Below are 24,173 nucleotides of genomic sequence, written 5' to 3' on the forward strand. Positions count from 1 at the left end.
GACTACTCAGACGTCTGACGGTTTAGCAGCACAGCATCGTCGCCATCGAAATAACCGCATAGCGCAACGGCTTGCGCCGCTATAAGAAAGGTTTAACGTCGCCGACGCCTTCGCGGATCACTACCGGCGCATCGTCAGTTAAGTCCACCACTGTGGTCGGTTGCTGCCCAAGATAACCACCGTGAATAATTAACTCCACCAGCTTTTCCAGACGATCTTTAATTTCATCCGGATCGGACTCGGTAAAATCACTGCCCGGCAACATTAACGAGGTCGACAACATTGGCTCATTCAGGGCTTCCAGCAGTGCCAGCGCAATCGGGTTGGAGGGCACACGTAAGCCAATGGTTTTACGTTTTTCCTGCAATAAGCGCCGCGGGACTTCCTTCGTACCTTTAAGAATGAAGGTGTAATTTCCGGGCGTGTTATTTTTAATCAAGCGGAAGGCCACATTATCCACGAACGCATAGGTCGACAGTTCCGACAGGTCGCGGCACATTAACGTAAAATTATGACCATCCGGCAGGTGACGAATGCGGCAAATACGCTCCATCGCCCCTTTGTCTTCAATTTTGCACCCCAGCGCATAACCGGAGTCGGTGGGGTATACGATCACCCCGCCCTTGCGCACAATATCCACTGCCTGATTGATCAGACGGGGCTGGGGGTTTTCCGGATGAATATAAAAAAACTGACTCATACTTCCCTCTCTCTGGTGTTCTGCGGCTTCTCCCAGCAATGCCAGACGCCGTCAACCCCGGCCGGAAGCCAGAGTTTGCGCCCCAGTTCAATCCACGGACAGGGCTGATGGAAATCCGATCCTTGCGACGCCAGTAAGCCGTACTGACGAGCATAAATGGCAAGCTGCGCACGTTCATTGGGAGCCTGCTGGCATTGGGCAACTTCCATCGCCTCACCGCCGCGTTCAGCAAAATGCGCCAGCAGTCTTTTCAGCCATTTAGCGGACAGGTTATACCGACCTGGATGGGCCAGCACCGCCGTTCCGCCAGAATGATGAATGACTTCAATAGCTTGTTCTATTGTACACCACTGCGGCGGAACGTATCCCGTTTTCCCACGCGCAAGATATTTTTTAAACACATCGGCCATATTATTGGCCTTGCCTTGCTCGACAAGGAAACGGGCAAAATGACCGCGGGTGAGCGAAGCGCCCTGCGCCAGGCGTTGCGCGCCTTCTAAAGCACCGGGGATATGCGCCTTTTCAAGGCGCCCGGCGATCAGCTCTGCGCGCTGCATACGGCGCGCAGACTGCTGCTGCAAAAATTCACGCATCTGCGTATGCGCAATATCAATGTTCAATCCGACAATGTGGATTTCGTGGTTTTCCCAAACAGTGGAAATCTCCACCCCGGAAATCAATTGCAGCGCCAACCCGGCGCGCGCAATTTCTGCCTGCGCTGCCGGAATCGCATCGGTGGTATCGTGATCGGTGATCGCCAGCGTGCCAACGCGCATTTCAACCGCGCGGTGTACCAGTTCTTCCGGGGTAAGAAGACCATCAGACGCCGTGGTATGGCTGTGAAGGTCGTAAATAATGGCGTAATTCGTGTCGCTCAAAGCGGCTCCGCTAATTTATCAGAACATCTGTTTAAGCTCTATCATACCCACTGAGTGACTTTTTCTGAATTCGAGGGTTGACTTTCTTTGTGTGAACCAGTTAACTAGTACGCAAGTTCACACCAGAAAGGTATCCTATAATGAATGCACATCTCTCTGTAAAACGTTGGTGGCGCACTCCCTGACCGGGCTGTGAGATCACGTGCGCATTCAGCATACCGATACCAGGCCCGCTTACCCAGCGGGCTTTTTTTTGAACAAATTTAATGAGAGCGATTATGCAAACGCAAAAACCAGCACTCGAACTTCTGACCAGCAATGCGGTTTATCGGAGTAACCCAACGGCGCTTTTCCACCAACTGTGTGATAACCGTCCGGCCACGCTGCTGCTGGAATCAGCCGATATTGACAGTAAGAACGATCTAAAAAGTTTGTTGCTCGTAGACAGCGCGTTGCGCATTACTGCTCTGGGTGACACTGTCACCATCAAAGCGCTCAGCACGAATGGTGCAGCCTTGCTGGCGTTACTGGATCATGCACTGCCATCGGGAGTGGAAAACACCGTGTCTGAAGACAGCCGCGAACTGCGTTTTCCACCGGTCAGTAGTTTGCTGGATGAAGACGCCCGGTTGTGTTCCCTTTCAGTTTTTGATGCCTTCCGCCTGCTGCAGGATTTGCTGGTCATTCCGCAAGATGAGCGTGAAGCGATGTTTTTTGGCGGACTGTTCGCCTACGACCTCGTTGCCGGATTCGAAGACCTGCCCGACCTGACGCATGATCGCCGCTGCCCGGATTACTGCTTCTACCTCGCCGAAACGTTACTGGTGATCGACCATCAGAAACAGCAAACCCGGATTCAGGCCAGCCTGTTTAGCGATTCCGCCACCGAAAAAGCACGACTGGCGCAGCGTATTGATGCTCTGCATCAGCAACTGGAAAGGGATGCGCCACCCTTGCCGGTCGAGACTGTTGAACATATGCGCTGCGACACAAACCAGAGCGACGAAGAGTATGGCGCGGTGGTGCGCGAGATGCAGAAAGCGATCCGCGCTGGCGAGATTTTTCAGGTTGTACCCTCCCGCCGCTTTACCTTGCCCTGCCCGTCACCCCTTGCCGCGTATGACGTGCTAAAAAAGAGCAACCCCAGCCCGTACATGTTTTTTATGCAGGATGATGATTTCACCCTGTTCGGCGCATCGCCGGAGAGTTCGCTGAAATACGACGCCAGCAACCGGCAAATTGAGATCTACCCGATTGCCGGCACGCGTCCACGCGGTCGCCGTCCGGATGGTTCCCTGGATCGCGATCTCGACAGCCGTATTGAGCTGGATATGCGTACCGACCACAAAGAACTGTCTGAACATCTTATGTTGGTGGATCTGGCGCGCAACGATCTTGCGCGTATTTGCACCCCCGGCAGCCGTTACGTTGCCGACCTGACGAAAGTTGATCGCTACTCGTATGTCATGCACCTGGTCTCCCGCGTGGTTGGTGAACTGCGACACGATTTGGACGTGCTGCATGCCTATCGTGCCTGCATGAACATGGGCACCCTCAGCGGCGCGCCGAAAGTGCGTGCAATGCAGCTGATTGCTCAGGCGGAAGGCGCTCGCCGCGGCAGTTATGGTGGCGCAGTGGGTTATTTCACTGCCCACGGTGATCTGGACACGTGCATCGTGATCCGCTCCGCCTGGGTGGAAGACGGCACTGCCACCGTGCAAGCTGGTGCCGGTGTGGTACTGGATTCCGTGCCGCAGTCGGAAGCTGACGAAACCCGTAATAAAGCCCGCGCGGTACTACGCGCCATTGCCACTGCTCATCATGCACAGGAGACGTTCTGATGGCTGACATTCTGCTGCTCGATAATATCGACTCATTTACCTACAACCTGGCAGATCAGCTGCGTGCAAGTGGACATAATGTGGTGATTTACCGTAACCATGTACCTGCGCAAACGTTGATTGACCGGCTGGCTACCATGAAAAACCCGGTGCTGATGCTGTCTCCCGGCCCTGGCGCACCGTCGGAAGCGGGCTGCATGCCAGAACTGCTGACGCGTATGCGCGGCAAATTGCCCATCATTGGCATCTGTCTCGGCCACCAGGCAATTGTCGAAGCCTACGGCGGTTACGTCGGCCAGGCTGGCGAAATCCTGCACGGCAAAGCCTCCAGCATTGAACATGATGGCCAGGCGATGTTTGCCGGGTTAAGTAATCCGCTGCCGGTGGCCCGTTATCACTCCCTGGTGGGCAGCAATATCCCGGCCGGTTTAACCATCAATGCCCATTTCAATGGCATGGTGATGGCCGTCCGCCATGACGCCGATCGTGTCTGCGGTTTCCAGTTCCATCCTGAATCCATTCTGACCACGCAAGGCGCGCGTCTGCTGGAACAGACGCTGGCCTGGGCGCTGCAAAAACTTGAGCAAACCAATACGCTGCAACCGATCCTGGAAAAACTCTACCAGGCGCAAACGCTGAGCCAGCAGGAGAGCCACCAGCTTTTTTCCGCCGTGGTGCGCGGCGAGCTGAAACCGGAGCAACTGGCAGCGGCGCTGGTGAGTATGAAGATCCGCGGTGAACACCCTAATGAGATTGCCGGTGCCGCGACGGCGTTACTTGAGAATGCCGCGCCCTTTCCGCGTCCGGAATACCCGTTTGCCGATATCGTCGGTACCGGCGGCGATGGCAGCAACAGCATCAATATTTCTACCGCCAGCGCCTTTGTGGCGGCGGCATGCGGCCTCAAAGTCGCCAAACATGGCAATCGCAGCGTCTCCAGCCGTTCCGGCTCGTCGGATTTACTGGCAGCATTTGGTATCAACCTCGATATGAATGCTGATAAATCACGGACTGCGTTGGATGAGCTCGGTGTATGCTTCCTGTTCGCTCCGAAATACCACACCGGTTTTCGCCACGCCATGCCGGTACGTCAGCAGTTAAAAACCCGCACGCTGTTTAACGTACTTGGACCGCTGATTAACCCGGCGCATCCCCCGCTGGCACTGATTGGCGTCTACAGCCCGGAACTGGTGCTGCCGATTGCCGAAACCCTGCGCGTACTCGGTTACCAGCGTGCGGCGGTGGTGCATAGTGGCGGGATGGATGAAGTTTCATTGCATGCGCCAACACTCGTTGCCGAACTCAACGGCGGCGAAATCAAAAGCTACCAATTAACGGCTGCCGATTTTGGCCTCACGCCATACCATCAGGATCAGCTGGCCGGCGGCACGCCGGAAGAAAACCGTGACATTCTGACACGCTTACTGCAGGGTAAAGGTGAAGCCGCTCATGAGGCTGCCGTGGCCGCGAACGTTGCGATGTTAATGCGTCTCCACGGCGAGGAAGATTTGCAGAATAATGCGAAAAAAGTACTGGATGTGCTGCACAGTGGAGCAGCCTACGACAAAGTCACTGCACTTGCCGCTCGAGGATAAGAAATGCAAACCGTTTTAGCGAAAATCGTCGCCGACAAAGCCCTGTGGGTTGCTGCACGTAAAGCAGAGCAACCACTGGCCAGTTTCCAGAATGACGTCGTGCCGAGTTCTCGCCGTTTTTACGACGCGCTGCAGGGTACGCGAACCGCTTTTATTCTGGAATGCAAAAAGGCCTCACCGTCTAAAGGGGTGATCCGCGATGATTTCGACCCGGCGCGTATTGCCGGCGTTTATCAACATCATGCATCGGCGATCTCCGTGCTGACCGATGAGAAGTACTTTCAGGGCAGTTTTGATTTCCTGCCGATTGTCAGCAGCATCGCGCCGCAACCGATTCTGTGCAAAGACTTTATTATTGATGCCTACCAGATCTATCTGGCACGTTATTACCAGGCAGATGCCTGCCTGTTGATGCTCTCAGTGCTGGATGATGATCAGTATCGCCAGCTTGCCGCCGTTGCCCACAGTCTCAAAATGGGCGTACTGACAGAAGTCAGTAACGAGGAGGAACTGCAACGCGCTATTGCACTGGAAGCAAAGGTGGTTGGCATTAATAACCGCGATTTGCGCGACCTCTCAATCGATCTTAACCGTACCCGTGAGCTTGCACCGCGCCTCGGTGCCGGGGTCACGGTGATCAGTGAGTCCGGCATCAATACTTACGCGCAGGTGCGCGAATTAAGCCACTTCGCCAACGGTTTCCTGATCGGCTCCGCACTGATGGCCCATGAGGATCTGGATGCGGCAGTGAAGCGTGTCTTGCTGGGTGAAAATAAAGTGTGCGGACTGACGCGTGCCGAAGATGCACAGGCTGCTCACCAGGCTGGCGCGATCTACGGCGGGCTGATTTTTGTCGCCAGTTCGCCGCGCGCAGTGGATGAAGCGCAAGCACAGGCCGTCATGCAGGGCGCGCCGTTGCACTATGTCGGCGTATTCCGCAATGCGGACATAAGTGATGTGGCAGCTAAAGCACGCTCCCTCTCGCTAAGCGCCGTACAGCTACACGGTGATGAAGACCAGGCTTATATCGACGCGCTGCGTACGGCCCTTCCCACCAAAACGCAGATTTGGAAGGCGCTTAGCGTCGGCGATCGTCTGCCACAGCGTCATTTTCAGCAGGTCGATAAATATGTTTTCGACAATGGCCAGGGCGGAAGCGGCAAACAGTTTGACTGGACATTACTGGCGGGAGAGTCGCTCGACAATGTGCTGCTGGCTGGCGGTTTGAGTGCAGATAATTGCGTACAGGCGGCGAAGGCCGGCTGTGCCGGACTTGATTTTAATTCAGGCGTGGAGTCGGAACCGGGCATTAAAGATGCCAGAAAACTGGCATCTGTTTTCCGCACACTGCGCGCTTATTAAGGAAAGAGACAATGACAACACTACTGAACCCGTACTTTGGCGAGTTTGGCGGGATGTATGTTCCGCAAATCCTGATGCCGGCACTGCGCCAACTGGAAGAGGCCTTTGTCAGCGCGCAAAGCGATGCGGAATTCCAGCAACAATTTAACGATCTGCTGAAAAATTATGCCGGGCGCCCGACGGCGCTGACGAAATGCCAGAACATTACCGCGGGCACCCGCACTACCCTGTACCTGAAACGCGAAGACTTGCTGCACGGCGGTGCGCATAAAACAAACCAGGTGCTGGGACAGGCCTTGCTGGCAAAACGGATGGGCAAAACTGAGATTATCGCCGAAACCGGTGCGGGTCAGCACGGTGTTGCTTCCGCACTGGCAAGCGCTTTGCTGGGCCTGAAATGCCGGATCTACATGGGTGCAAAAGATGTTGAACGTCAGTCGCCAAACGTTTTCCGTATGCGTCTGATGGGTGCCGAGGTGATCCCGGTACACAGCGGTTCCGCCACTCTTAAAGATGCCTGTAACGAGGCGTTGCGCGACTGGTCTGGCAGCTACGAAACAGCACACTATATGCTCGGCACCGCCGCTGGCCCGCACCCATTCCCAACCATCGTGCGCGAATTCCAGCGCATGATTGGCGCAGAAACGAAAGCGCAAATCCTCGAAAAAGAGGGACGTCTGCCCGATGCCGTGATCGCCTGCGTTGGCGGCGGTTCTAACGCCATTGGTATGTTTGCCGATTTTATTGATGAAACCGCGGTGGGTCTGATCGGCGTCGAACCTGCGGGTCACGGTATCGAAACCGGGGAGCACGGTGCACCGTTGAAGCATGGTCGCGTCGGGATCTACTTCGGTATGAAGTCGCCAATGATGCAAACTGAGGAAGGCCAGATAGAAGAGTCTTACTCCATTTCCGCAGGGCTGGATTTCCCGTCTGTCGGGCCCCAGCATGCTTATCTCAACAGCACAGGCCGCGCAGACTACGTCTCCATCACCGATGACGAAGCTCTGGACGCCTTTAAAACGTTGTGCCGCCATGAAGGGATTATTCCGGCGCTGGAGTCCTCGCATGCCCTCGCCCATGCGCTGAAAATGATGCGCGAAAATCCTGAGAAAGAACAGCTGCTGGTGGTTAATCTCTCGGGGCGCGGCGATAAAGACATTTTCACCGTACATGATATTTTGAAAGCGCGAGGGGAAATCTGATGGAACGCTACGATAACTTATTTAAACAGCTGGATGCCCGTAAAGAAGGTGCGTTTGTTCCCTTCGTGACGCTGGGGGATCCGTCGCCTGAGCAGTCGCTGAAAATTATCGATACGCTGATTGAAGCGGGTGCCGATGCGCTGGAACTGGGGATCCCCTTCTCCGACCCGCTCGCAGATGGCCCTACCATTCAGAGTGCGACCCTGCGTGCATTTGCATCCGGCGTGACGCCAACACAGTGTTTTGAAATGCTGGCGGCGATCCGCCAGAAACATCCCACCATTCCTGTTGGCCTGCTGATGTATGCCAACCTGGTTTTCAGCCGTGGCATTGATGAATTTTACGCACAGTGCGCAAAAGTGGGTGTGGATTCGGTGCTGGTGGCCGATGTGCCTATTGAAGAGTCAGCGCCATTTCGCCAGGCGGCAATGCGCCACAATATTGCGCCCATTTTTATCTGCCCGCCGAACGCCGATGACGCCCTGCTACGCCAGATTGCTTCCTACGGTCGCGGCTACACATACCTGCTCTCCCGCGCTGGCGTGACCGGAGCGGAAAACCGCGCCGCTCTGCCGTTACATCACTTGCTGGAAAAATTGACCGAGTATCATGCCGCGCCTTCCCTGCAAGGTTTTGGTATTTCCGCGCCGGATCAGGTTACCGCCGCCATCAACGCGGGCGCAGCCGGGGCGATTTCCGGCTCGGCAACGGTGAAAATTATCGAGAAGAATCTCGCTAACCCGACGGCAATGCTGGCTGAACTCAAGGCCTTTGCCAAACAGATGAAAGCCGCGACTCTGCCGCGCTAATCCTCACGCCGCCTGAATGTCGGGCGGCGCTCTGTTTATTTTCCCTCCCCCTGCATAACGTATTGTTAAAAGGTTCATATTTACTGTGGGATACTAACCACGACCTTTCACAAACGATACGAAGCAGATGCGTAAACTCTTATGTGCATTTTGCCAGAGCCGCTGGACCGCCCTGTTACTGACCGGTATTGCTGCCGGTACGGCCGGCATGCTGATCGCCCTGATGCTGCATGAAATACAACATCTGGCATTCGGCTACAGCCAGCGGTCACTGATTGGCGGCCCACCTTTTCTGCAAGGCGTGAGTGAAGCCTCAGCGCTGCGCCGCGTTGCCGCACTTACCATTGCCGGAATCATCGCGGGATGGGGATGGTGGTTGCTGGCGCGCTATGCCAAAAAACGTCTGAGTGTCAGCGCGGCGGTGAGCGATATCCGTCAGCCTATGCCTGCCGCGACGACGCTGTGCCATGCCATGCTACAGGTTGTAACAGTGGCGATGGGTTCCCCACTCGGCCGTGAAAGCGCACCGCGCGAAGTCGGCGCACTGTTTGCTGGCGGCATCGCCCGACGCTGCGGACTGAGCGAGGCGGACATCAAGCTGGTCATTGCCTGCGGTGCTGGTGCGGGACTGGCCGCGGTGTATAACGTACCGCTGGCCGGCGCAATCTTTACCCTTGAAGTACTGCTGGTCACCTTTCGTTGGGATGCGGTGATCGCCGCGATCATAACGTCAGCGGTCGCCGCCTTTATTGCTTCGCTGGTGCTGGGCAACGAGCGACAGTACCTTTTCTCTGCGCCAGCGGCACCTGTTTCGCTCATCGTCTGGGCAGCCCTGGCCGGGCCAGTGTTCGGCTATGCCGCCAGCCTGTTTCGGCGTATGAGCCGCCAGGCGCGCGGCAGCGTGAAAAGCAACTGGCAGATGCCGCTGTTTTGTTTTGTTGCTTTTACCTGCCTCGGTTTGCTGTCGATCTGGTTTCCTCAATTGCCAGGTAACGGCCGAGGGCCGGTACAACTGAGCTTCGGTGGCGACGTGACACTGCCGCTGGCCGCGATCCTGATTGGGCTGAAGGTCTTCAGTATCTGGATGGTGTTACGCAGTGGCGCGGAAGGTGGTCTGCTGACTCCGGGGCTTGCCATCGGCGCGTTGCTGGGTGCGCTGCTCTTTTTACTGGTTGGCGCATTTTTCCCCGGCAGCAGCATCGGCGAATTTGCACTGACCGGTGGCGCGGCATTTCTGGCGTCATCCATGCAGATGCCGCTCACCGCGATTGTGCTGTTGATGGAGTTTACAGGTATGGACTTCAGCTTTTTTGTGCCGCTGTCGCTGTGTGTCGCGGGGGCTTATATGACGTGCCGCTATGTTGAGGGTTAGGAGAATGGCTGGCCGCACGACCAGCCCTGTATGTAAAATGCCGGCTTAAAAACGGTAGCCCGCCGAGAACATAAACACCCATGGATCGAGGCGTGTGTGTACGCTCTGCTGTTCACCGTTGGCTTTAAAACGCACATCCGTGTCGATGTCCATATACCAGACCGACATATTAATCAGCCAGTCGCGGTTGATTAAGTAATCCAGCCCTGCCTGCCCCGCTACCCCCCATGAATCCTTCAGACTGAGGTCAGAAAGTCCGGCCTCTTTGCCCTTATCATTGAATTTTTCATCGAAAAAGGTGGTGTAGTTGATCCCAGCGCCAATGTACGGACGGAGCTTACTTTGAGCATCGCCAAAGTACCATTGTGCCATCAGCGACGGCGGCAGGTGATGCACGGTTGCAATGTCGCCAGTCGGCCCGGTACCGACGCGGTGACGAAAGGGCGTAGCTGCCAGCAATTCAACACCGATATTGTCTGTAGCCATCCAGCTCATCGTGATCCCAAGCTGAGTATTATTGCTCACACTAAAACTGCCAAGACTTCCTAACACATTGTCTGATCCTTCCGTCGGTCGGACGGTGGCGGAACCGGCACGAATGAAAAACTCGCCTGCTTCATGCGCGTATGCGCCTCCGGAAATGCTACTCAGGATCAATGCGGCCACGGCTAACTTCTTCATATCCACTCCATGATTAAGGTTTTTAACGCGCCGTGAATATACCTACAACTGAGTACAAAGTGATCCAACGCAGATCACACTTAACTTCATAATTTAACATTCATTGATCTGAGATAATTTTTACCCGCAGACACACCACTTAACTTTTGTACTTAAATCAATTTCTCGCTGATGAAGCCATGAAAAAAATCCTGAGGAGCCATCTTGTGCCGGTGTAAATCCGGGGCTAATTTATTCATCTGCCAATATGTTGATGCGTCATTAAATTCAGGTGCGTTATGAGTTCACTCAATCCGTGTATGTCGTGCGGAGCCTGTTGTGCGTATTTTCGTGTTTCTTTTTACTGGGCTGAAGCGGATGACGCTGGCGGCCCTGTCCCGGCACAGTTTACTGAGCCGCTCACCCCGTTTTTGCGCTGCATGCGCGGAACGAATCAAAAGCAGAGCCGTTGCGTCGCGCTGGAAGGAACACCTGGTGAGTCGGCGCGATGCACCATTTATGAAGGGCGTCCTTCCCCGTGCCGGGAATTTGCCATGTCTGGTGAGAACGGCGCCGCTAATGAAGCGTGCGACCGTGCGCGGGCGCGCTACGGATTAGCGCCTCTTTACAAAGATATGCTTTTCCATACAAGCCATGATGCTGCCACTGAGGGTGTATTCAGGGTACAATTACCTGATATTTAACACCGCAATACTCAAGGAGAGTGCATGTCTATCACGGCGAAATCCGTTTACCGTGACACGGGAAATTTTTTACGTAATCAGTTTGTGACTTTTTTACTGATTTCGCTGTTGGCTGCGTTAATTACGGTTGGTCTTGGGCACGCGTTTATGCCCAGTGAAGATCAACTCTCCGTTTTATTTCAGGACGACAACCTGGCCAACAGCGTCAATTTACTGGAGCTGGCACAAAACATGACGCCGGAACAGCAGCGCGTGATGCTGCGTTTTTCCGGTGTTGCCACGCTGGCGAGCCTGATTGGTAACGCTGTTCTGGCCGGTGGTGTATTGCTGCTGCTTCAGCTCGTTTCAGCGGGGCACCGCGTTAGCGCCCTGCGCGCGATTGGCGCCAGTGCTCCCGTACTGCCAAAATTGTTTTTGCTGTTCCTGCTGGCGAAATTTATGGTGCAATTTGCCAGCGTGTTTTTCGTGGTACCGGGTATTGTACTGGCTATTTTACTGGCGTTCGCGCCGGTGATGCTGGTGCAGGATAAGACAGGGGTATTTGCATCTGTTCGCAACAGTATGCGTCTCGGCTGGGCCAATATGCGTCTCATCGCGCCTGCCGTGATCGGTTGGATCATGGTCACTGTTCTGCTGGTGTTTATCCGTACCCCCTCAGGCATTGCCCCTGAAGTGGCTGCGGTTATCACCAACACGGTCAGTAATCTCGTCTCGGCCGCGTTGCTCATTTATTTATTCCGCTTGTATATGCTGATGCGTGCGTGAATCCCCGATTGCCTGCGAAGGCAGGCAATTTCTGATGATGGAATCGTTGAATGAAGCAGTTTCTTGATTTTCTTCCGCTGGCGCTCTTTTTCGTGGTGTACAAACTCTACGATATTTTTGCTGCCACCAAAGTACTGATTGTTGCCTCAGCCATCGTGCTGATTTACTGCTGGATCCGCTATCGTAAAGTGGAAAAAGTCGCGCTGATCACTTTTATACTGGTTGCCATATTCGGCGGTTTGACCATTAAATATCAGGCTGTGGAGTTTATTAAGTGGAAAGTGACCGTTATTTACGGTCTGTTTGCCGGCGCGCTACTGTTCAGCCAGTGGGTGATGAAAAAGACGCTGATCCAACGCATGCTGGGCAAAGAGCTCACCCTGCCGGATGCCGTCTGGTCGCGGCTAAACATTGCCTGGGCGCTGTTCTTTATTGCCTGTGGCCTCGCCAATATCTATGTCGCTTTCTGGTTATCTTTCGATACATGGGTGGATTTTAAAGTGTTCGGCCTGACGGTTATGACACTGATTTTCACGCTGTTAAGTGGTGTTTATATCTACCGCCATATGCCACCGCAGGACGATAAATCCTGATCTCCTGACGCCAGGCCCTGCGCCTGGCTTTTTCTGTGTTTTCTGCCGTCAATTCGTAGTAGCATCCCGCCATAAATCCCTCAATACAGAAGAGATAATAATGACAACGATTCAGGACACTCCGCAGGGAGAACTTGTCTTACGCACATTAGCAATGCCAGCAGACACCAACGCCAATGGCGACATCTTCGGCGGCTGGTTAATGTCACAAATGGATATGGGCGGCGCCATTCAGGCCAAAGAGATCGCGCATGGGCGCGTGGTGACGGTGCGGGTGGACGGCATGACTTTCCTGCGCCCGGTCGCCGTGGGCGATGTAGTGTGTTGCTATGCGCGCTGTGTCAAACGCGGCAATACGTCCGTGACTATCAATGTTGAAGTGTGGGTTAAAAAAGTCTCTTCAGAACCGATTGGCCAGCGTTATAAGGCGACAGAGGCACTGTTTATTTATGTCGCTGTAGACAATGAAGGAAAACCGCGACCGCTTCCGCAGTTGCCTTAAAAAAAAGCCTCCTGACGGAGGCTTTTTTTATTCCATTGTCGCGCCGCCATTCAGACGGAAGACAATATTCACAATCAATCCTGACCCCGGTTTGCCGGATTCGTAGCGCCATTTACGCATTGCCGCTTTTACTTCTCGCTCAAACATGTTTGCGGGCTGCGCCGAAAGCACTTCGACATTTTCAACGCGTCCATCAGCCGTCACATCAAATTTAACACGCACGCGGCCCTCAATGCGCAACGCCTGAGCTCGCGCCGGGTATTGCGGCTGGTTACGACTCAACGCACGCGGCCCCGCAGGAACAGAGGGGGCCGGTTTGCTGGCCACAGAAGGCGAAGGCGTAGCCGCCGGACGAGCGGGCGCATTATTTTCAAATGGCGATACCGGACGCGGCTCTGCGGGTTTCGCTTCCCGCTTCGGCTGTTCGACTTTTTTCTCCGGCTTCGGTTTGGGCTTCGGCTTTGGTTTAGGTTTTTCAATCACTACCGGCGCTTCTTTCGGCGGTTCAGGAACCGGTTCTGGTTCTGGCTCGGGTTCTGCGACCGGCTCTGGCTGCGGCGCGGGCGCGGCTTGCGGCGGTTCAAGATCCGCCGGTGCAACCATGGTCACAGAAATAGGCTGCGCAGGGGCGGGCAATTCAATAACCTGATGTACCGAGGTATAGAGCAGACCCGCCACGACAGCTCCATGAATACCCACGGACAACAGTGTCGGCCAGGGAAAGCGGCGAGGTAAATCAAGGGTCATTGAAGTCATAATCGTGTCAGTTAAAAAACCAGACCCCGATTTTAAATGCAAATAGCAATCATATTCAACTAGACATCGCATCGCCGGGTAAGTTTGTCTGCCGGAAGGACAAAAAATCCGCATTTAACACATGGATATTTGCAGGGGAGATCTTTGCATTGCAGTCATTCGGAGTTTCACATAACGTTATGGCTTTCCGATTGGTAAGGAGCTGTGCCCGTGCTTTACGTTATCTTTGCTGAAGATGTTGCTGATTCGCTCGAAAAACGCCTCTCTGTACGCCCTGCTCACCTGGCGCGACTGCAACTGTTACACGATGAAGGACGACTGCTAACGGCGGGCCCCATGCCTGCTGTTGACAGCAACGATCCTGGTGCGGCGGGTTTTACTGGCTCCACGGTCATTGCTGAGTTTGAATCGCTGGAAGCCGCACAAGCGTGGGCGCAGGACGATCCGTATGTTGCTGCGGCCGTTTACCAGAACGTGACGGTGAAACCGTTCAAGAAAGTGTTTTAAAGCAAAAAGACCCGCCAGTGCGGGTCTTTTGTTATGCGGCCTTGTTCAAAAGCGGCTGGTGGATCCCAGCGGAATTTCAGCATCGGGCTCATGGGTAATGCGGTTACGCAAATCGCGACGAATCAGCTCGATGGCCCAGAACCAGAAAATATGCCCTACCAGTTCAGAAACGTATTCATCAACGGGCAAATCAGCCAGACCCGGCGTCAGACCTAACAACGGGAAAGAGATCCAGTGCACACAAATAGTTGCCACGATCCCAGCCCAAATCCCCTGCCATAATTTTACTTTCGGGAATACTTCTGCAACGAGGCAATACCCGATGGCAAAGACAAGAGAGAAAATAATATGGGTTACCATGACCGGGTTAATAATATGCTCTGAGAACGTATAAACCGTATGGGTTGGATCAATACCTAAATAATCGCGCAAAAAAAGATAAGGTGGATTAAACTCATCCCGGCCGCCAGAAAATGTCCGCGGTGGCAAAGGCACTTCCGCACCCCACTTAACAAACGCAGATAATATCCCTGCGACCACACCCACAATAAAAGCCACGCCAAAGCGACGTCTTGCAGGTTCCGTTCTTACAAAATAGTCCTTAAGTGCCATAATAGTCCCATCTACTTATAAGGTGTTAATTTAGCAGGACAATGTTCAATGAGTTACTGACAGTGGATATTGATCAAGATCACACTGACGTATCTTTACAAGTGAAAATCGCGAATAAAAATGCAAAGTTTAAATGCTTTCCTTTTTATTACCAGCATGACAATGCGCAGTGCATTAATAACTCATAGTGACAGTTTTATTTTTATTTTAAGTATGAGGAAATAAAGGAGAGTTATGTACAGATGTATTTAAAAAGCAGCGGTAAACCACTGCTTTTTGGTGCCCTTAATGACCGACAGTCTTAGAAAATAAATTTATGATCACCACTCCGGCAATAATTAGCCCCATCCCCATCATTGCTGGTATGTCGAGTTTTTGTCCGTGCACTAGCCAGCCGACAACACCAATCAGCACAATGCCCGCACCGGACCAGATTGCATAAATGACGCCTGTGGGGATGGTGCGCATGGGAATGGTCAGGCACCAGAATGCAATACAATACCCGGCGATACTGATCACACTTGGGATCAGTCGGGTAAAACTGTCTGAAGACTTCAGTGCCGTAGTGGCGATAACTTCGACAACAATGGCAATCCCAAGAAAAATAAGCGCTTCTTTATTCATCTATCTCCATCCGCAGAGTAAAACTTTCTTCTCGCCAGCCAGAGTTGGCATCCGAAAACCGACCTGGCTACAGGCTGTCCATCATAGAACATATTCTTTGCGTATACATGGCGGCACGGGTATGCAAACCTGGCACGCCAAAAATAACAGAGGGCACCAGATTCGGTGCCCAACGTCATCAAATATCGTAAATAGCAAACAACAACACATTACGATGGCGGTTTAACCCGCATTTTCGGATAGCGTGGATGCGCATATTGCGACGCGACTGACCTTCCAGCCAGCGTGCTTTTCGGCGGCTCATCTGCCGAAGCATACGCCAGCGCCCCACTTCCGTACGACTACGCTTCATTTTTACGACTCAATGCTAAACAGAAACGCCATTATAGTCCGCCGCTTCCGCCAGACCAGCGCTTTCCGGCGTTTTTATTTGCCAGATGAAACCTGATGCGTAAACTCACTGAATGACGTTTTGAAAAGGATTTTGTGTATGTCCACCTTTTACACCGTAATGAGCTGGCTGATTGTCTTAGGCTACTGGCTGCTGATTGCGGGTGTTACGCTGCGCATTCTGATGAAACGCCGCGCCGTCACGTCTGCCATGGCATGGCTGTTGATCATTTATATCCTGCCGCTGGTGGGGATTATTGCCTATTTGTCGCTTGGCGAACTGCATCTCGGCAAACGGCGTGCGGAACGCGCCCGTGCCATGTGGCCCTCAACGGCGAAATGGCTTAACGATCTGAAAAATTTTAAACGTATATTTGCCGACGAGAACAGCAGTGTCGCCTCTTCGCTATTTAAACTGTGTGAGCGACGTCAGGGCATTGCCGGGGTGAAAGGCAACCAGCTGCAATTGCTGACCAGTTCAGACGATGTGATGCAGGCGCTCATTCGCGATATCCAGCTCGCGAGGCACAATATCGAGATGGTGTTTTATATCTGGCATCCAGGTGGAATGGCCGATCAAGTGGCGGAATCCCTAATGGCGGCAGCGCGACGCGGCGTGCACTGCCGTTTGCTGCTGGACTCTGCCGGCAGCGTTGCTTTCTTCCGTAGCCCCTGGGTCGGGATGATGCGCAATGCCGGTATTGAGGTGGTCGAGGCGCTGAAAGTCAATCTCATGCGTGTATTTCTGCGGCGCATGGACTTACGCCAGCACAGGAAAATCGTGCTGATCGATAACTATATTGCTTATACCGGCAGCATGAATATGGTCGACCCACGCTTCTTTAAACAAGACGCCGGTGTCGGTCAGTGGGTCGATCTGATGGCACGCATGGAAGGCCCCGTTGCAACAGCAATGGGCATTGTTTATTCGTGCGACTGGGAAATCGAAACCGGAAAACGTATTCTCCCGCCGCCGCCCGATGCCAATGTGATGCCTTTCGAAGAAGCCAGCGGGCACACTATTCATACCATCGCGTCCGGGCCCGGTTTCCCGGAAGACTTGATTCATCAGGCGTTACTCACTGCGGTCTATGCGTCGCGTGAATATTTGATTATGACCACCCCCTATTTCGTGCCGAGTGATGACTTGCTGCATGCTATTTGCACCGCCGCGCAACGGGGAGTCGACGTGAGTATTATCCTGCCGCGCAAAAACGATTCTGTTTTAGTCGGCTGGGCCAGCCGGGCTTTTTTTACCGAGCTGTTAGCGGCTGGGGTAAAGATTTATCAGTTTGAAGGCGGTTTGCTGCACACCAAAAGCGTGCTGGTTGATGGTGAATTAAGCCTGGTCGGCACCGTCAACCTGGATATGCGCAGCCTGTGGTTGAATTTTGAAATCACACTGGTTATTGATGATGCCGGTTTCGGCGGCGATCTGGCGGCCGTGCAGGATGACTATATATCCCGTTCGCGGCTGCTTGATGCGCGGTTGTGGGTAAAACGCCCTTTCTGGCACCGGATCGCTGAACGACTGTTTTACTTCTTTAGTCCGTTGCTGTAAAACGTGCCCATCTGAAGTGAAGAGGTAATCATGGAAATGGATCTGAATAACCGCCTGACCGAAGACGAAACGCTCGAACAGGCTTACGACATCTTCCTCGAGCTGGCTGTGGACAATCTCGATCCGGCTGATGTCATTCTGTTCAACTTACAGTTTGAAGAGCGTGGCGGCGCGGAGCTGTTTGATCCAGCCGAAGACTGGCAGGAACATGTTGATTACGACCTGAACCCGGACTTCTTCGCTGAAGTGGTCATTGGCCTGGCGGACACGGACGGCGGCGAAATTAACGATATTTTTGCGCGGGTTCTGTTATGTCGCGAGAAAGATCATAAGCTGTGCCATATTCTCTGGCGCGAATAAGCGGCAGATGTAAAAAAAGGGCTGACAATTGTCAGCCCTTTTTTATCCTGCGATTAAAGCGGGTCAACCTTCAGGCAGGATACCGCATGACGGAAACTGCCTTCCAGCACCGGTCGGGTCTGCGCGCATTCCGGCCCGGCAATCGGGCAACGGGTCCGAAACACACAGCCGGAAGGCGGGTTAATCGGCGACGGCAAATCCCCTTCCAACAACTGGATGGTTTTGTTCTTTTCCAGATCCGGATCCGGTACTGGCACCGCAGACATCAATGCTTTGGTATAGGGATGCAGCGGGTTTTGATACACCTCATCATAGGTGCCAAGTTCCACCGCATGACCAAGATACATCACCAGTACGCGATCAGAAATGTGTTTTACCACAGCCAGATCGTGAGCGATAAAGATTAGCGACAAGCCCATTTCACGCTGCAATTTTTGCAACAGGTTTACCACCTGTGCCTGAATAGAAACATCCAGCGCCGAGACAGGTTCATCACAGATAATCAGCTTCGGCTCAAGGATCAGCGCACGTGCAATACCGATGCGCTGGCATTGCCCGCCAGAAAACTCATGCGGGTAGCGGTTGATCAGGTTGGGCAGCAGGCCCACTTTCATCATCATGGCTTTAACGCGGTCACGCACTTCCTGACGCGGCATTTTAGGATGATAGGTACGCAATGGCTCAGCAATGATTTCGCCGATGGTCATACGCGGGTTCAGCGATGCCAGCGGATCCTGGAAAATCATCTGGATATCGCTACGCACGGCACGCCATTCATCCTGTTTCATGCCCAACAGATCTTTGCCCAGCCATGCGACTTTCCCATCGGTGGCTTTCACCAGCCCGATGATCGCGCGGGCAAAGGTCGATTTACCGCAGCCAGACTCTCCCACCACGCCAAGGGTTTCGCCTTCGTACAGGCGCAATGTTACGCCATCCACGGCTTTCAGCGTTTTACCCGGCTGCCAGAACCACTGTTTGCCGTCTTTGATGTCAAAATGCACTTTCAAATCGGCAATTTCCAGCAGGACTCTTTTCTCTTCTGTTACGGCATTCATACCAACTCCTCCACCGGCTTAAAGCAGGCGCGCAAACGGCCCGGGGCAAACTCCTCCAGCGGTGGAGCACTGTTACAGATATCCATCGCGTGCGGGCAGCGCGGCTGGAAAGGGCAACCTTTCGGCAGCCGCAGCAGGTTCGGCGGGTTGCCCGGAATGGTCAGCAGAGACTCGCCTTCCGCATCCAGACGTGGCACGGCATTCAACAAACCAATGGAATAAGGGTGTGACGGCTGATAAAACACATCGCGGGCATGGCCGTATTCCATTGTACGGCCTGCGTACATCACCAGTACTTTATCGCAGATGCCGGCCACGACACCGAGGTCATGGGTGATCATAATAATGGCGGTGTTAAATTCGCGTTTCAGTTCATTCAACAACGTCATGATCTGCGCCTGCACTGTCACGTCCAGCGCCGTGGTGGGTTCGTCGGCAATCAGCAGTTTTGGCCGGCACAGTAGCGCCATCGCAATCATGACGCGCTGGCGCATACCGCCGGAAAACTCGTGCGGATACATGCGCATGCGCTTCCGCGCTTCTGGCATTTTCACTGCATCAAGCATTTTGACCGACTCTTCAAATGCTTCGCCCTTACTCATGCCTTTGTGCAGCATGAGCACTTCCATTAACTGCTCACCAACACGCATATACGGGTTCAGCGAGGTCATCGGATCCTGAAAAATCATAGAGATTTGCTCAGCGCGCAATTTGTTTAGCGCATTCTCAGGCAAGTTGAGGATCTCTTTACCGTTAAAGGTGGCGGAGCCGCCAATACGACCGTTTGAGGCGAGGAGCCCCATCAACGCAAAAGCAGTCTGCGACTTGCCAGAACCGGATTCGCCAACAATCCCCAGCGTTTCACCTGCACGCAGCGAGAAGTTCAGGTCATTAACCGCAGTAACGTCACCGTCAGGGGTCTGGAAAGTCACCCGCAGATCTTTCACATCCAGCAGAGTGCCCGATTGCATTCGCGTCGTCGACGCAGATGCGGTTTCAGTAATGCTCATGACAGCACTCCTTAACGATCTTTCGGGTCGAGGGCATCACGCAGGCCATCGCCGATAAAATTAAAACAAAACAGGGTGACAACAAGGAAACCCGCCGGGAACAGCAGCAGCCAGGGTGAAACCTCCATAGAGTTTGCACCGTCGCTCAACAATGCCCCCCAGCTACTCAACGGCTCCTGGGTGCCCAGGCCGAGGAAGCTCAGGAAGGATTCGAACAGGATCATGCTCGGCACCAACAGGGACGCATACACGACCACAACGCCCAGAACGTTCGGGACAATGTGACGCACCACAATATTAGCCGTGGAGACACCGCCAACCTGCGCCGCCTCAATAAACTCTTTGCGTTTCAGGCTCAGGGTCTGGCCACGTACAATACGCGCCATATCCAGCCAGGAAACCATCCCGATGGCCACAAAAATCAACAGAATATTTTGCCCAAAGAAGGTTACCAGCAGGATCACAAAGAACATAAACGGGAAGGAGTTGAGAATTTCCAGCAGGCGCATCATCACCGAGTCGGTTTTCCCGCCAAGATAACCCGACAGCGAGCCATACAGCGTACCGACGATGACTGCGACCAGTGCCGCGGCAATGCCAACCATCAGCGAAATCCGCCCGCCAATCGCCACACGCACCAACAGGTCACGCCCGGAAGAGTCGGTACCGAAGTAGTGGCCCGATTCCATATCCGGCTGGCTGGACATCATGCCCCAGTCCGTGTCGAAGTAGGTAAACTGCGACACCATCGGCGCCAGCGTAACGAATAATGCAATCAACAGCAGAACGCAAAGACTGGCGACCGCTGCGCGGTTATGCATAAAACGGCGGCGCGCATCCTGCCAAAGGCTACGACCTTCGACTTCCAGTTTTTCACTGAAGTTTTCCAGCGCCTCGCTGTTTTTCTTACTTAACATCATGGCGTACTCCAGTGTTAATAACGGATTTTCGGATCGATGACGGCATACAGCACGTCAACAATCGCGTTAAACATAATCGTCAGGGTGCCAACCAGAATGGTCAGGCTCAGTACCAGCGAATAGTCGCGGTTCAGGGCGCCGTTCACAAACAGCTGGCCGATACCCGGCAGACCATAAATGGTTTCGATAACCATTGAACCAGTAATGATGCCGACAAATGCAGGCCCCATATAGGAGAGCACCGGCAGTAACGCGGGTTTCAGGGCATGGCGAAGGATAATTCTGCGCATCGGCAGCCCTTTCGCACGAGCAGTACGGATAAAGTTTGAGTGCAGCACTTCAATCATCGAACCACGCGTAATACGGGCGATACTGGCAATATACGCCAGCGACAGCGCCACCATCGGCAGGATCATAAATTTCAGCGCCCCGCCATTCCAGCCGCCGGCAGGCAGCCACTTCAGAATAATGGCGAAGATCATCACCAGTAACGGTGCAACAACAAAGCTCGGTATAACCACGCCGGTCATTGCCAGCCCCATCACGGTGTAATCCCATTTGGTATTCTGCTTCAACGCGGCGATGACCCCCGCGGCCACACCGAATACCACCGCCAGCAAGAACGCGGCAGCGCCTAACTTTGCGGAAACAGGGAAGCTGGCAGCAACCAGATCATTCACCGTGTAGTCTTTATATTTAAAGGACGGCCCGAAATCGAAATGCGCGAGTTGTTTCAGATAGCTGAAATACTGCGTCAGGATCGGATCGTTTAAATGGTATTTCGCCTCAATATTCGCCATAACCTCCGGCGACAATGCGCGTTCACCGGTAAAAGGACTTCCCGGCGCAAGGCGCATCATAAAGAACGAAATCGTGATGAGAATAAACAGAGTTGGAATCGCTTCAAGACAGCGACGTAGGATAAATTTCAACATTGCCCGTACCTTCTGGCCTGTGCCTTTTACACATTCTGTTGCAGGCGGCGTTCATAATGCCTGAATACGATGTGTTCTGGTGCGATAAAGATAAGACACTGTGGGGCCAGATTACCCGGCCCCACTCATTGCCATTAATGCTTGATAATATATAAGTTTTTAACGTAGATATTATCCATCGGGTCTTTACCGGTGTAACCACCGACCCACGGTTTCACCAGACGGGCGTTCACATAGTAGTAAACCGGAACGATCGCCGAGTCTTTATCCAACTGCTGTTCAGCTTTGGAATAAAGATCTGCGCGCTGCGATTCATCCGTGACTTTCAGCGTATCGCCAATCAGCTTATCAAACGCCGGGCTCTTGTAATGCGCGGTGTTGTTGGAGCTGTCGGAGAGCATGGTGTTCAGGAAGGATGTCGGCTCGTTATAGTCCGCACACCAGCCCGCACGCGCCACATCAAAGGTGCCTTGATGACGCGTGTCGAGGAAGGTTTTCCACTCCTGGTTTTCCAGCTTCACGTCTGCGCCGAGGTTTTTCTTCCAGATGGAAGCCACAGCGATAGCCAGTTTTTTGTGCAGGTCTGACGTGTTATACAACAGGCTGAAGGACAACGGTTTATCAGCGGTGTAGCCCGCTTCCGCCAGCAATTTTTTCGCTTCAGCGTTACGTTGTTCCTGCGTCATTTTGAACCATGCCGGTTCAGTGAGTTTTGCACCATCAGTGTACGGCGGCGTATAGCTGTATGCTGGCAGGTCACCCTGGTTTTTCACTTTATTAACGATGATGTCACGATCCAGCGCCAGTTTCAGTGCGGTACGCACACGAACATCTGTGAACGGGGCTTTTTGGTTGTTGATTTCGTAGTAGTAAGTACACAGATACGGGTCAACGTGAACTTCTTTCGGGATCTCTTTTTTCAGCTTCTGGAACAGTTCGATCGGCATGTTGTTATAAGTCATGTCGATTTCGCCGCTGCGGTAGCGGTTAACATCTGTTACTTCAGAAGAGATTGGCAGGTAAGTAACCTGGTCGATAACGGTTTTTTTGTTATCCCAATAATTGGTATTACGTTCGAGCACAATGCGTTCGTTAACCACCCAGTCTTTCAGTTTATAAGCACCGTTGGTCACGATATTTGCTGGCTGCGTCCATTTTTCGCCGAATTTTTCGATGGTGGCTTTAGGTACAGCAGAAACGGACGGGTGAACCAGCAATTTGTAGAAATAAGGAACCGGTTCGCTCAGGGTTACTTCGAAAGTATTGTCATCAATGGCTTTCACACCCAGGTCGGTAACTGGTTTTTTGCCAGCGATAACATCATCAATATTAGCGATATGCCCATATTGCAGATAACTTGCATACGGAGAGGCGGTTTTCGGATCCGCAAGACGCTGCCAGCTGTAAACGAAATCCTGGGCGGTCACCGGAGAGCCGTCTGACCATTTTGCATCTTTACGCAGATGGAATGTCCAGACTTTGAAATCTTTGTTTTCCCACTTTTCTGCCACACCCGCAGTCGGATGGCCTTCAACATCAGAGATCAGTAGACCTTCAAACAGATCGCGGTTGATGTTGGATTCCGGCACACCTTCGATTTTATGAGGGTCAAGAGATTGAACTTCAGAGCCGTTGTTGCGAACCAGCGTTTGCTTTTCCGCAAGCTGAACACCTGCTGGGACATCAGCAGCCATTGCTGCGCTACCGGTAATTAGCGCAGCCAGAACGCCTGCTGCGACCAGACTTTTTTTTGTGATGATGGACATTGTGTTGATACTCCACTCATTATAATTACTGGCGTTTCGGCCAGCCTGTTTCATCCCCTATGGGGGTCTGAAGAGCGCAGGAGCTTTTGGCGCTATCAGACATCTTTTTTCACTGCTGCTATCACCGACTTTTTTATTACGGATCGCTCAAACGGCAATCTTGCGTCGATTCTTTTACACGCCTCCCCTGTCGAGGCATGTCTTCATGCTGGAGAGAACCGCTGTTTTTGAAAACGATTCTCATTTGTACTGTATATTCTGCGAATTATAAGGCTCATTAAGATAAAGGCGGAAAATAACAAATGCCTTCTGCTGCCGCCAATACATTTTGCAAATTTGTTAACCATTTCTCTTTTGTAGCGCAGCATGAGCTGCGGAGAACTGTCTGCACAGCCTCCCTGTGAATTTTTTATCTATGATTTTCAATCAGATAGATGCGCACTACGACCATGTAACGCGTTTTTGTCGACACCGTGCAGTTTTGCACAAAAAATCAACAATTGACTACTTTTTAGCACATTCAACTGCCAGAAGATTGAAAGTACTAATATCATTTCGATTATGTTACGGCAAGCCCAATAGTATGATGTGAAGAAAATAACAGGCAGCACTGAACACAAATTATTCACCCCCACGAAGGAGAAAATGTAGCCCTATGATAAATAATCATTTTTTTAATTAGTGTAAA

Annotated in this window: 25 protein-coding genes and 1 other annotated feature; of the genes, 13 read left to right on the forward strand and 12 right to left on the reverse strand. The window is 52.9% G+C overall.

The window, feature by feature from the left end; genetic code table 11:
• Positions 1-79: 79 nt before the first annotated feature.
• Together RTX30_RS03185 and rnm are read right to left on the reverse strand one after the other, a co-directional pair.
• A complete protein-coding gene (locus RTX30_RS03185) occupies positions 80-700 on the reverse strand; it encodes an L-threonylcarbamoyladenylate synthase (protein ID WP_312686725.1) in 621 nt (206 codons plus the stop codon).
• Positions 697-1,578: an RNase RNM gene (gene rnm / locus RTX30_RS03190; RefSeq protein WP_312686727.1), complete on the reverse strand. Its 882-nt coding sequence runs from the start codon at positions 1,576-1,578 to the stop codon at positions 697-699. Before rnm ends, RTX30_RS03185 begins: the two co-directional genes overlap by 4 nt.
• Positions 1,579-1,739: 161 nt before the next feature.
• Positions 1,740-1,833 (forward strand) — a sequence feature (Trp leader region).
• A 23-nt stretch (positions 1,834-1,856) separates the two neighbouring features.
• On the opposite strand from rnm, the gene RTX30_RS03195 reads away from it, so the two are divergent.
• From RTX30_RS03195 to RTX30_RS03220, 6 genes are all read left to right on the forward strand, one after another.
• The gene (locus RTX30_RS03195) at positions 1,857-3,419 is read left to right on the forward strand and encodes an anthranilate synthase component 1 (protein WP_312686729.1); all 1,563 of its coding nucleotides are present in this window, start codon (positions 1,857-1,859) and stop codon (positions 3,417-3,419) included.
• A complete protein-coding gene (gene trpD, locus RTX30_RS03200; protein WP_312686731.1) occupies positions 3,419-5,014 on the forward strand; it encodes a bifunctional anthranilate synthase glutamate amidotransferase component TrpG/anthranilate phosphoribosyltransferase TrpD in 1,596 nt (531 codons plus the stop codon). The genes RTX30_RS03195 and trpD overlap by 1 nt, the downstream gene beginning before the upstream one ends.
• A 3-nt stretch (positions 5,015-5,017) precedes the next feature.
• The gene (trpCF, locus tag RTX30_RS03205; RefSeq protein ID WP_312686732.1) at positions 5,018-6,376 is read left to right on the forward strand and encodes a bifunctional indole-3-glycerol-phosphate synthase TrpC/phosphoribosylanthranilate isomerase TrpF; all 1,359 of its coding nucleotides are present in this window, start codon (positions 5,018-5,020) and stop codon (positions 6,374-6,376) included.
• A gap of 11 nt (positions 6,377-6,387) precedes the next feature.
• Entirely contained in the window at positions 6,388-7,581 is a 1,194-nt protein-coding gene (gene trpB / locus RTX30_RS03210; protein WP_312686733.1) for a tryptophan synthase subunit beta, read from the forward strand.
• Entirely contained in the window at positions 7,581-8,390 is an 810-nt protein-coding gene (gene trpA, locus RTX30_RS03215; RefSeq protein ID WP_312686734.1) for a tryptophan synthase subunit alpha, read from the forward strand. The genes trpB and trpA overlap by 1 nt, the downstream gene beginning before the upstream one ends.
• Before the next feature lie 127 nt (positions 8,391-8,517).
• The gene (locus RTX30_RS03220) at positions 8,518-9,762 is read left to right on the forward strand and encodes a chloride channel protein (RefSeq protein ID WP_312686736.1); all 1,245 of its coding nucleotides are present in this window, start codon (positions 8,518-8,520) and stop codon (positions 9,760-9,762) included.
• A gap of 45 nt (positions 9,763-9,807) precedes the next feature.
• On the opposite strand, the gene ompW is transcribed toward RTX30_RS03220, so the two are convergent.
• Positions 9,808-10,443 carry an outer membrane protein OmpW gene (ompW, locus tag RTX30_RS03225; protein ID WP_312686738.1) on the reverse strand — a complete coding sequence of 212 codons (636 nt, stop codon included), beginning with the start codon at positions 10,441-10,443 and terminating at the stop codon, positions 9,808-9,810.
• 278 nt (positions 10,444-10,721) lie between these two features.
• On the opposite strand from ompW, the gene RTX30_RS03230 reads away from it, so the two are divergent.
• The 4 genes from RTX30_RS03230 (at position 10,722) to yciA (ending at position 12,986) form a co-directional block, all read left to right on the forward strand.
• Complete coding sequence (locus RTX30_RS03230; RefSeq protein ID WP_312686739.1) at positions 10,722-11,126, forward strand: YkgJ family cysteine cluster protein; 405 nt, start codon at positions 10,722-10,724, stop codon at positions 11,124-11,126.
• A 24-nt stretch (positions 11,127-11,150) separates the two neighbouring features.
• Entirely contained in the window at positions 11,151-11,891 is a 741-nt protein-coding gene (locus RTX30_RS03235) for a YciC family protein (protein WP_312686740.1), read from the forward strand.
• A 50-nt stretch (positions 11,892-11,941) separates the two neighbouring features.
• Positions 11,942-12,484, forward strand: coding sequence for a septation protein A (locus tag RTX30_RS03240; RefSeq protein ID WP_312686741.1), 543 nt, complete (start codon positions 11,942-11,944; stop codon positions 12,482-12,484).
• Between the two features lie 100 nt (positions 12,485-12,584).
• Positions 12,585-12,986, forward strand: coding sequence for an acyl-CoA thioester hydrolase YciA (gene yciA / locus RTX30_RS03245; RefSeq protein WP_312686742.1), 402 nt, complete (start codon positions 12,585-12,587; stop codon positions 12,984-12,986).
• Between the two features lie 27 nt (positions 12,987-13,013).
• On the opposite strand, the gene tonB is transcribed toward yciA, so the two are convergent.
• Positions 13,014-13,733, reverse strand: coding sequence for a TonB system transport protein TonB (gene tonB / locus RTX30_RS03250; protein ID WP_312686842.1), 720 nt, complete (start codon positions 13,731-13,733; stop codon positions 13,014-13,016).
• Positions 13,734-13,952: 219 nt separating this feature from the next.
• On the opposite strand from tonB, the gene RTX30_RS03255 reads away from it, so the two are divergent.
• Entirely contained in the window at positions 13,953-14,249 is a 297-nt protein-coding gene (locus RTX30_RS03255; RefSeq protein WP_312686743.1) for a YciI family protein, read from the forward strand.
• Between the two features lie 45 nt (positions 14,250-14,294).
• Here the strand turns inward: RTX30_RS03255 and RTX30_RS03260 are convergent, their stop codons facing one another.
• The 3 genes from RTX30_RS03260 to RTX30_RS03270 form a co-directional block, all read right to left on the reverse strand.
• A complete protein-coding gene (locus RTX30_RS03260; protein WP_312686744.1) occupies positions 14,295-14,861 on the reverse strand; it encodes a DUF1440 domain-containing protein in 567 nt (188 codons plus the stop codon).
• A 285-nt stretch (positions 14,862-15,146) separates the two neighbouring features.
• Entirely contained in the window at positions 15,147-15,485 is a 339-nt protein-coding gene (locus RTX30_RS03265) for an SMR family transporter (RefSeq protein ID WP_312686745.1), read from the reverse strand.
• A 178-nt stretch (positions 15,486-15,663) separates the two neighbouring features.
• Positions 15,664-15,837: a YciY family protein gene (locus tag RTX30_RS03270; RefSeq protein ID WP_312686747.1), complete on the reverse strand. Its 174-nt coding sequence runs from the start codon at positions 15,835-15,837 to the stop codon at positions 15,664-15,666.
• Positions 15,838-15,975: 138 nt separating this feature from the next.
• Here RTX30_RS03270 and cls point away from each other — a divergent pair, with 138 nt between their 5' ends.
• Together cls and RTX30_RS03280 are read left to right on the forward strand one after the other, a co-directional pair.
• On the forward strand, positions 15,976-17,436 hold the full coding sequence (gene cls / locus RTX30_RS03275; RefSeq protein ID WP_312686749.1) for a cardiolipin synthase: 1,461 nt from the start codon (positions 15,976-15,978) through the stop codon (positions 17,434-17,436).
• A gap of 30 nt (positions 17,437-17,466) precedes the next feature.
• Complete coding sequence (locus tag RTX30_RS03280) at positions 17,467-17,796, forward strand: HI1450 family dsDNA-mimic protein (protein ID WP_312686750.1); 330 nt, start codon at positions 17,467-17,469, stop codon at positions 17,794-17,796.
• Between the two features lie 53 nt (positions 17,797-17,849).
• Here RTX30_RS03280 and oppF read toward each other — a convergent pair whose 3' ends face one another.
• The 5 genes from oppF to oppA all read right to left on the reverse strand — a co-directional run bounded on the left by oppF (position 17,850) and on the right by oppA (position 23,485).
• Positions 17,850-18,854 (reverse strand): murein tripeptide/oligopeptide ABC transporter ATP-binding protein OppF, encoded by a 1,005-nt coding sequence (oppF, locus tag RTX30_RS03285; protein ID WP_312686752.1) that lies wholly within the window; start codon positions 18,852-18,854, stop codon positions 17,850-17,852.
• Positions 18,851-19,864 (reverse strand): ABC transporter ATP-binding protein, encoded by a 1,014-nt coding sequence (locus tag RTX30_RS03290; protein ID WP_312686754.1) that lies wholly within the window; start codon positions 19,862-19,864, stop codon positions 18,851-18,853. The genes oppF and RTX30_RS03290 overlap by 4 nt, the downstream gene beginning before the upstream one ends.
• Positions 19,865-19,875: 11 nt before the next feature.
• Positions 19,876-20,784: an oligopeptide ABC transporter permease OppC gene (gene oppC, locus RTX30_RS03295; protein ID WP_312686755.1), complete on the reverse strand. Its 909-nt coding sequence runs from the start codon at positions 20,782-20,784 to the stop codon at positions 19,876-19,878.
• Positions 20,785-20,798: 14 nt separating this feature from the next.
• The gene (gene oppB, locus RTX30_RS03300; protein ID WP_312686756.1) at positions 20,799-21,719 is read right to left on the reverse strand and encodes an oligopeptide ABC transporter permease OppB; all 921 of its coding nucleotides are present in this window, start codon (positions 21,717-21,719) and stop codon (positions 20,799-20,801) included.
• Positions 21,720-21,853: 134 nt separating this feature from the next.
• Positions 21,854-23,485, reverse strand: a complete 1,632-nt coding sequence (gene oppA / locus RTX30_RS03305) for an oligopeptide ABC transporter substrate-binding protein OppA (protein WP_312686759.1) — start codon at positions 23,483-23,485, stop codon at positions 21,854-21,856.
• Positions 23,486-24,173 lie beyond the last annotated feature (688 nt).

This window comes from Kosakonia sp., from assembly GCF_032052965.1.
GTDB lineage: Bacteria > Pseudomonadota > Gammaproteobacteria > Enterobacterales > Enterobacteriaceae > Kosakonia.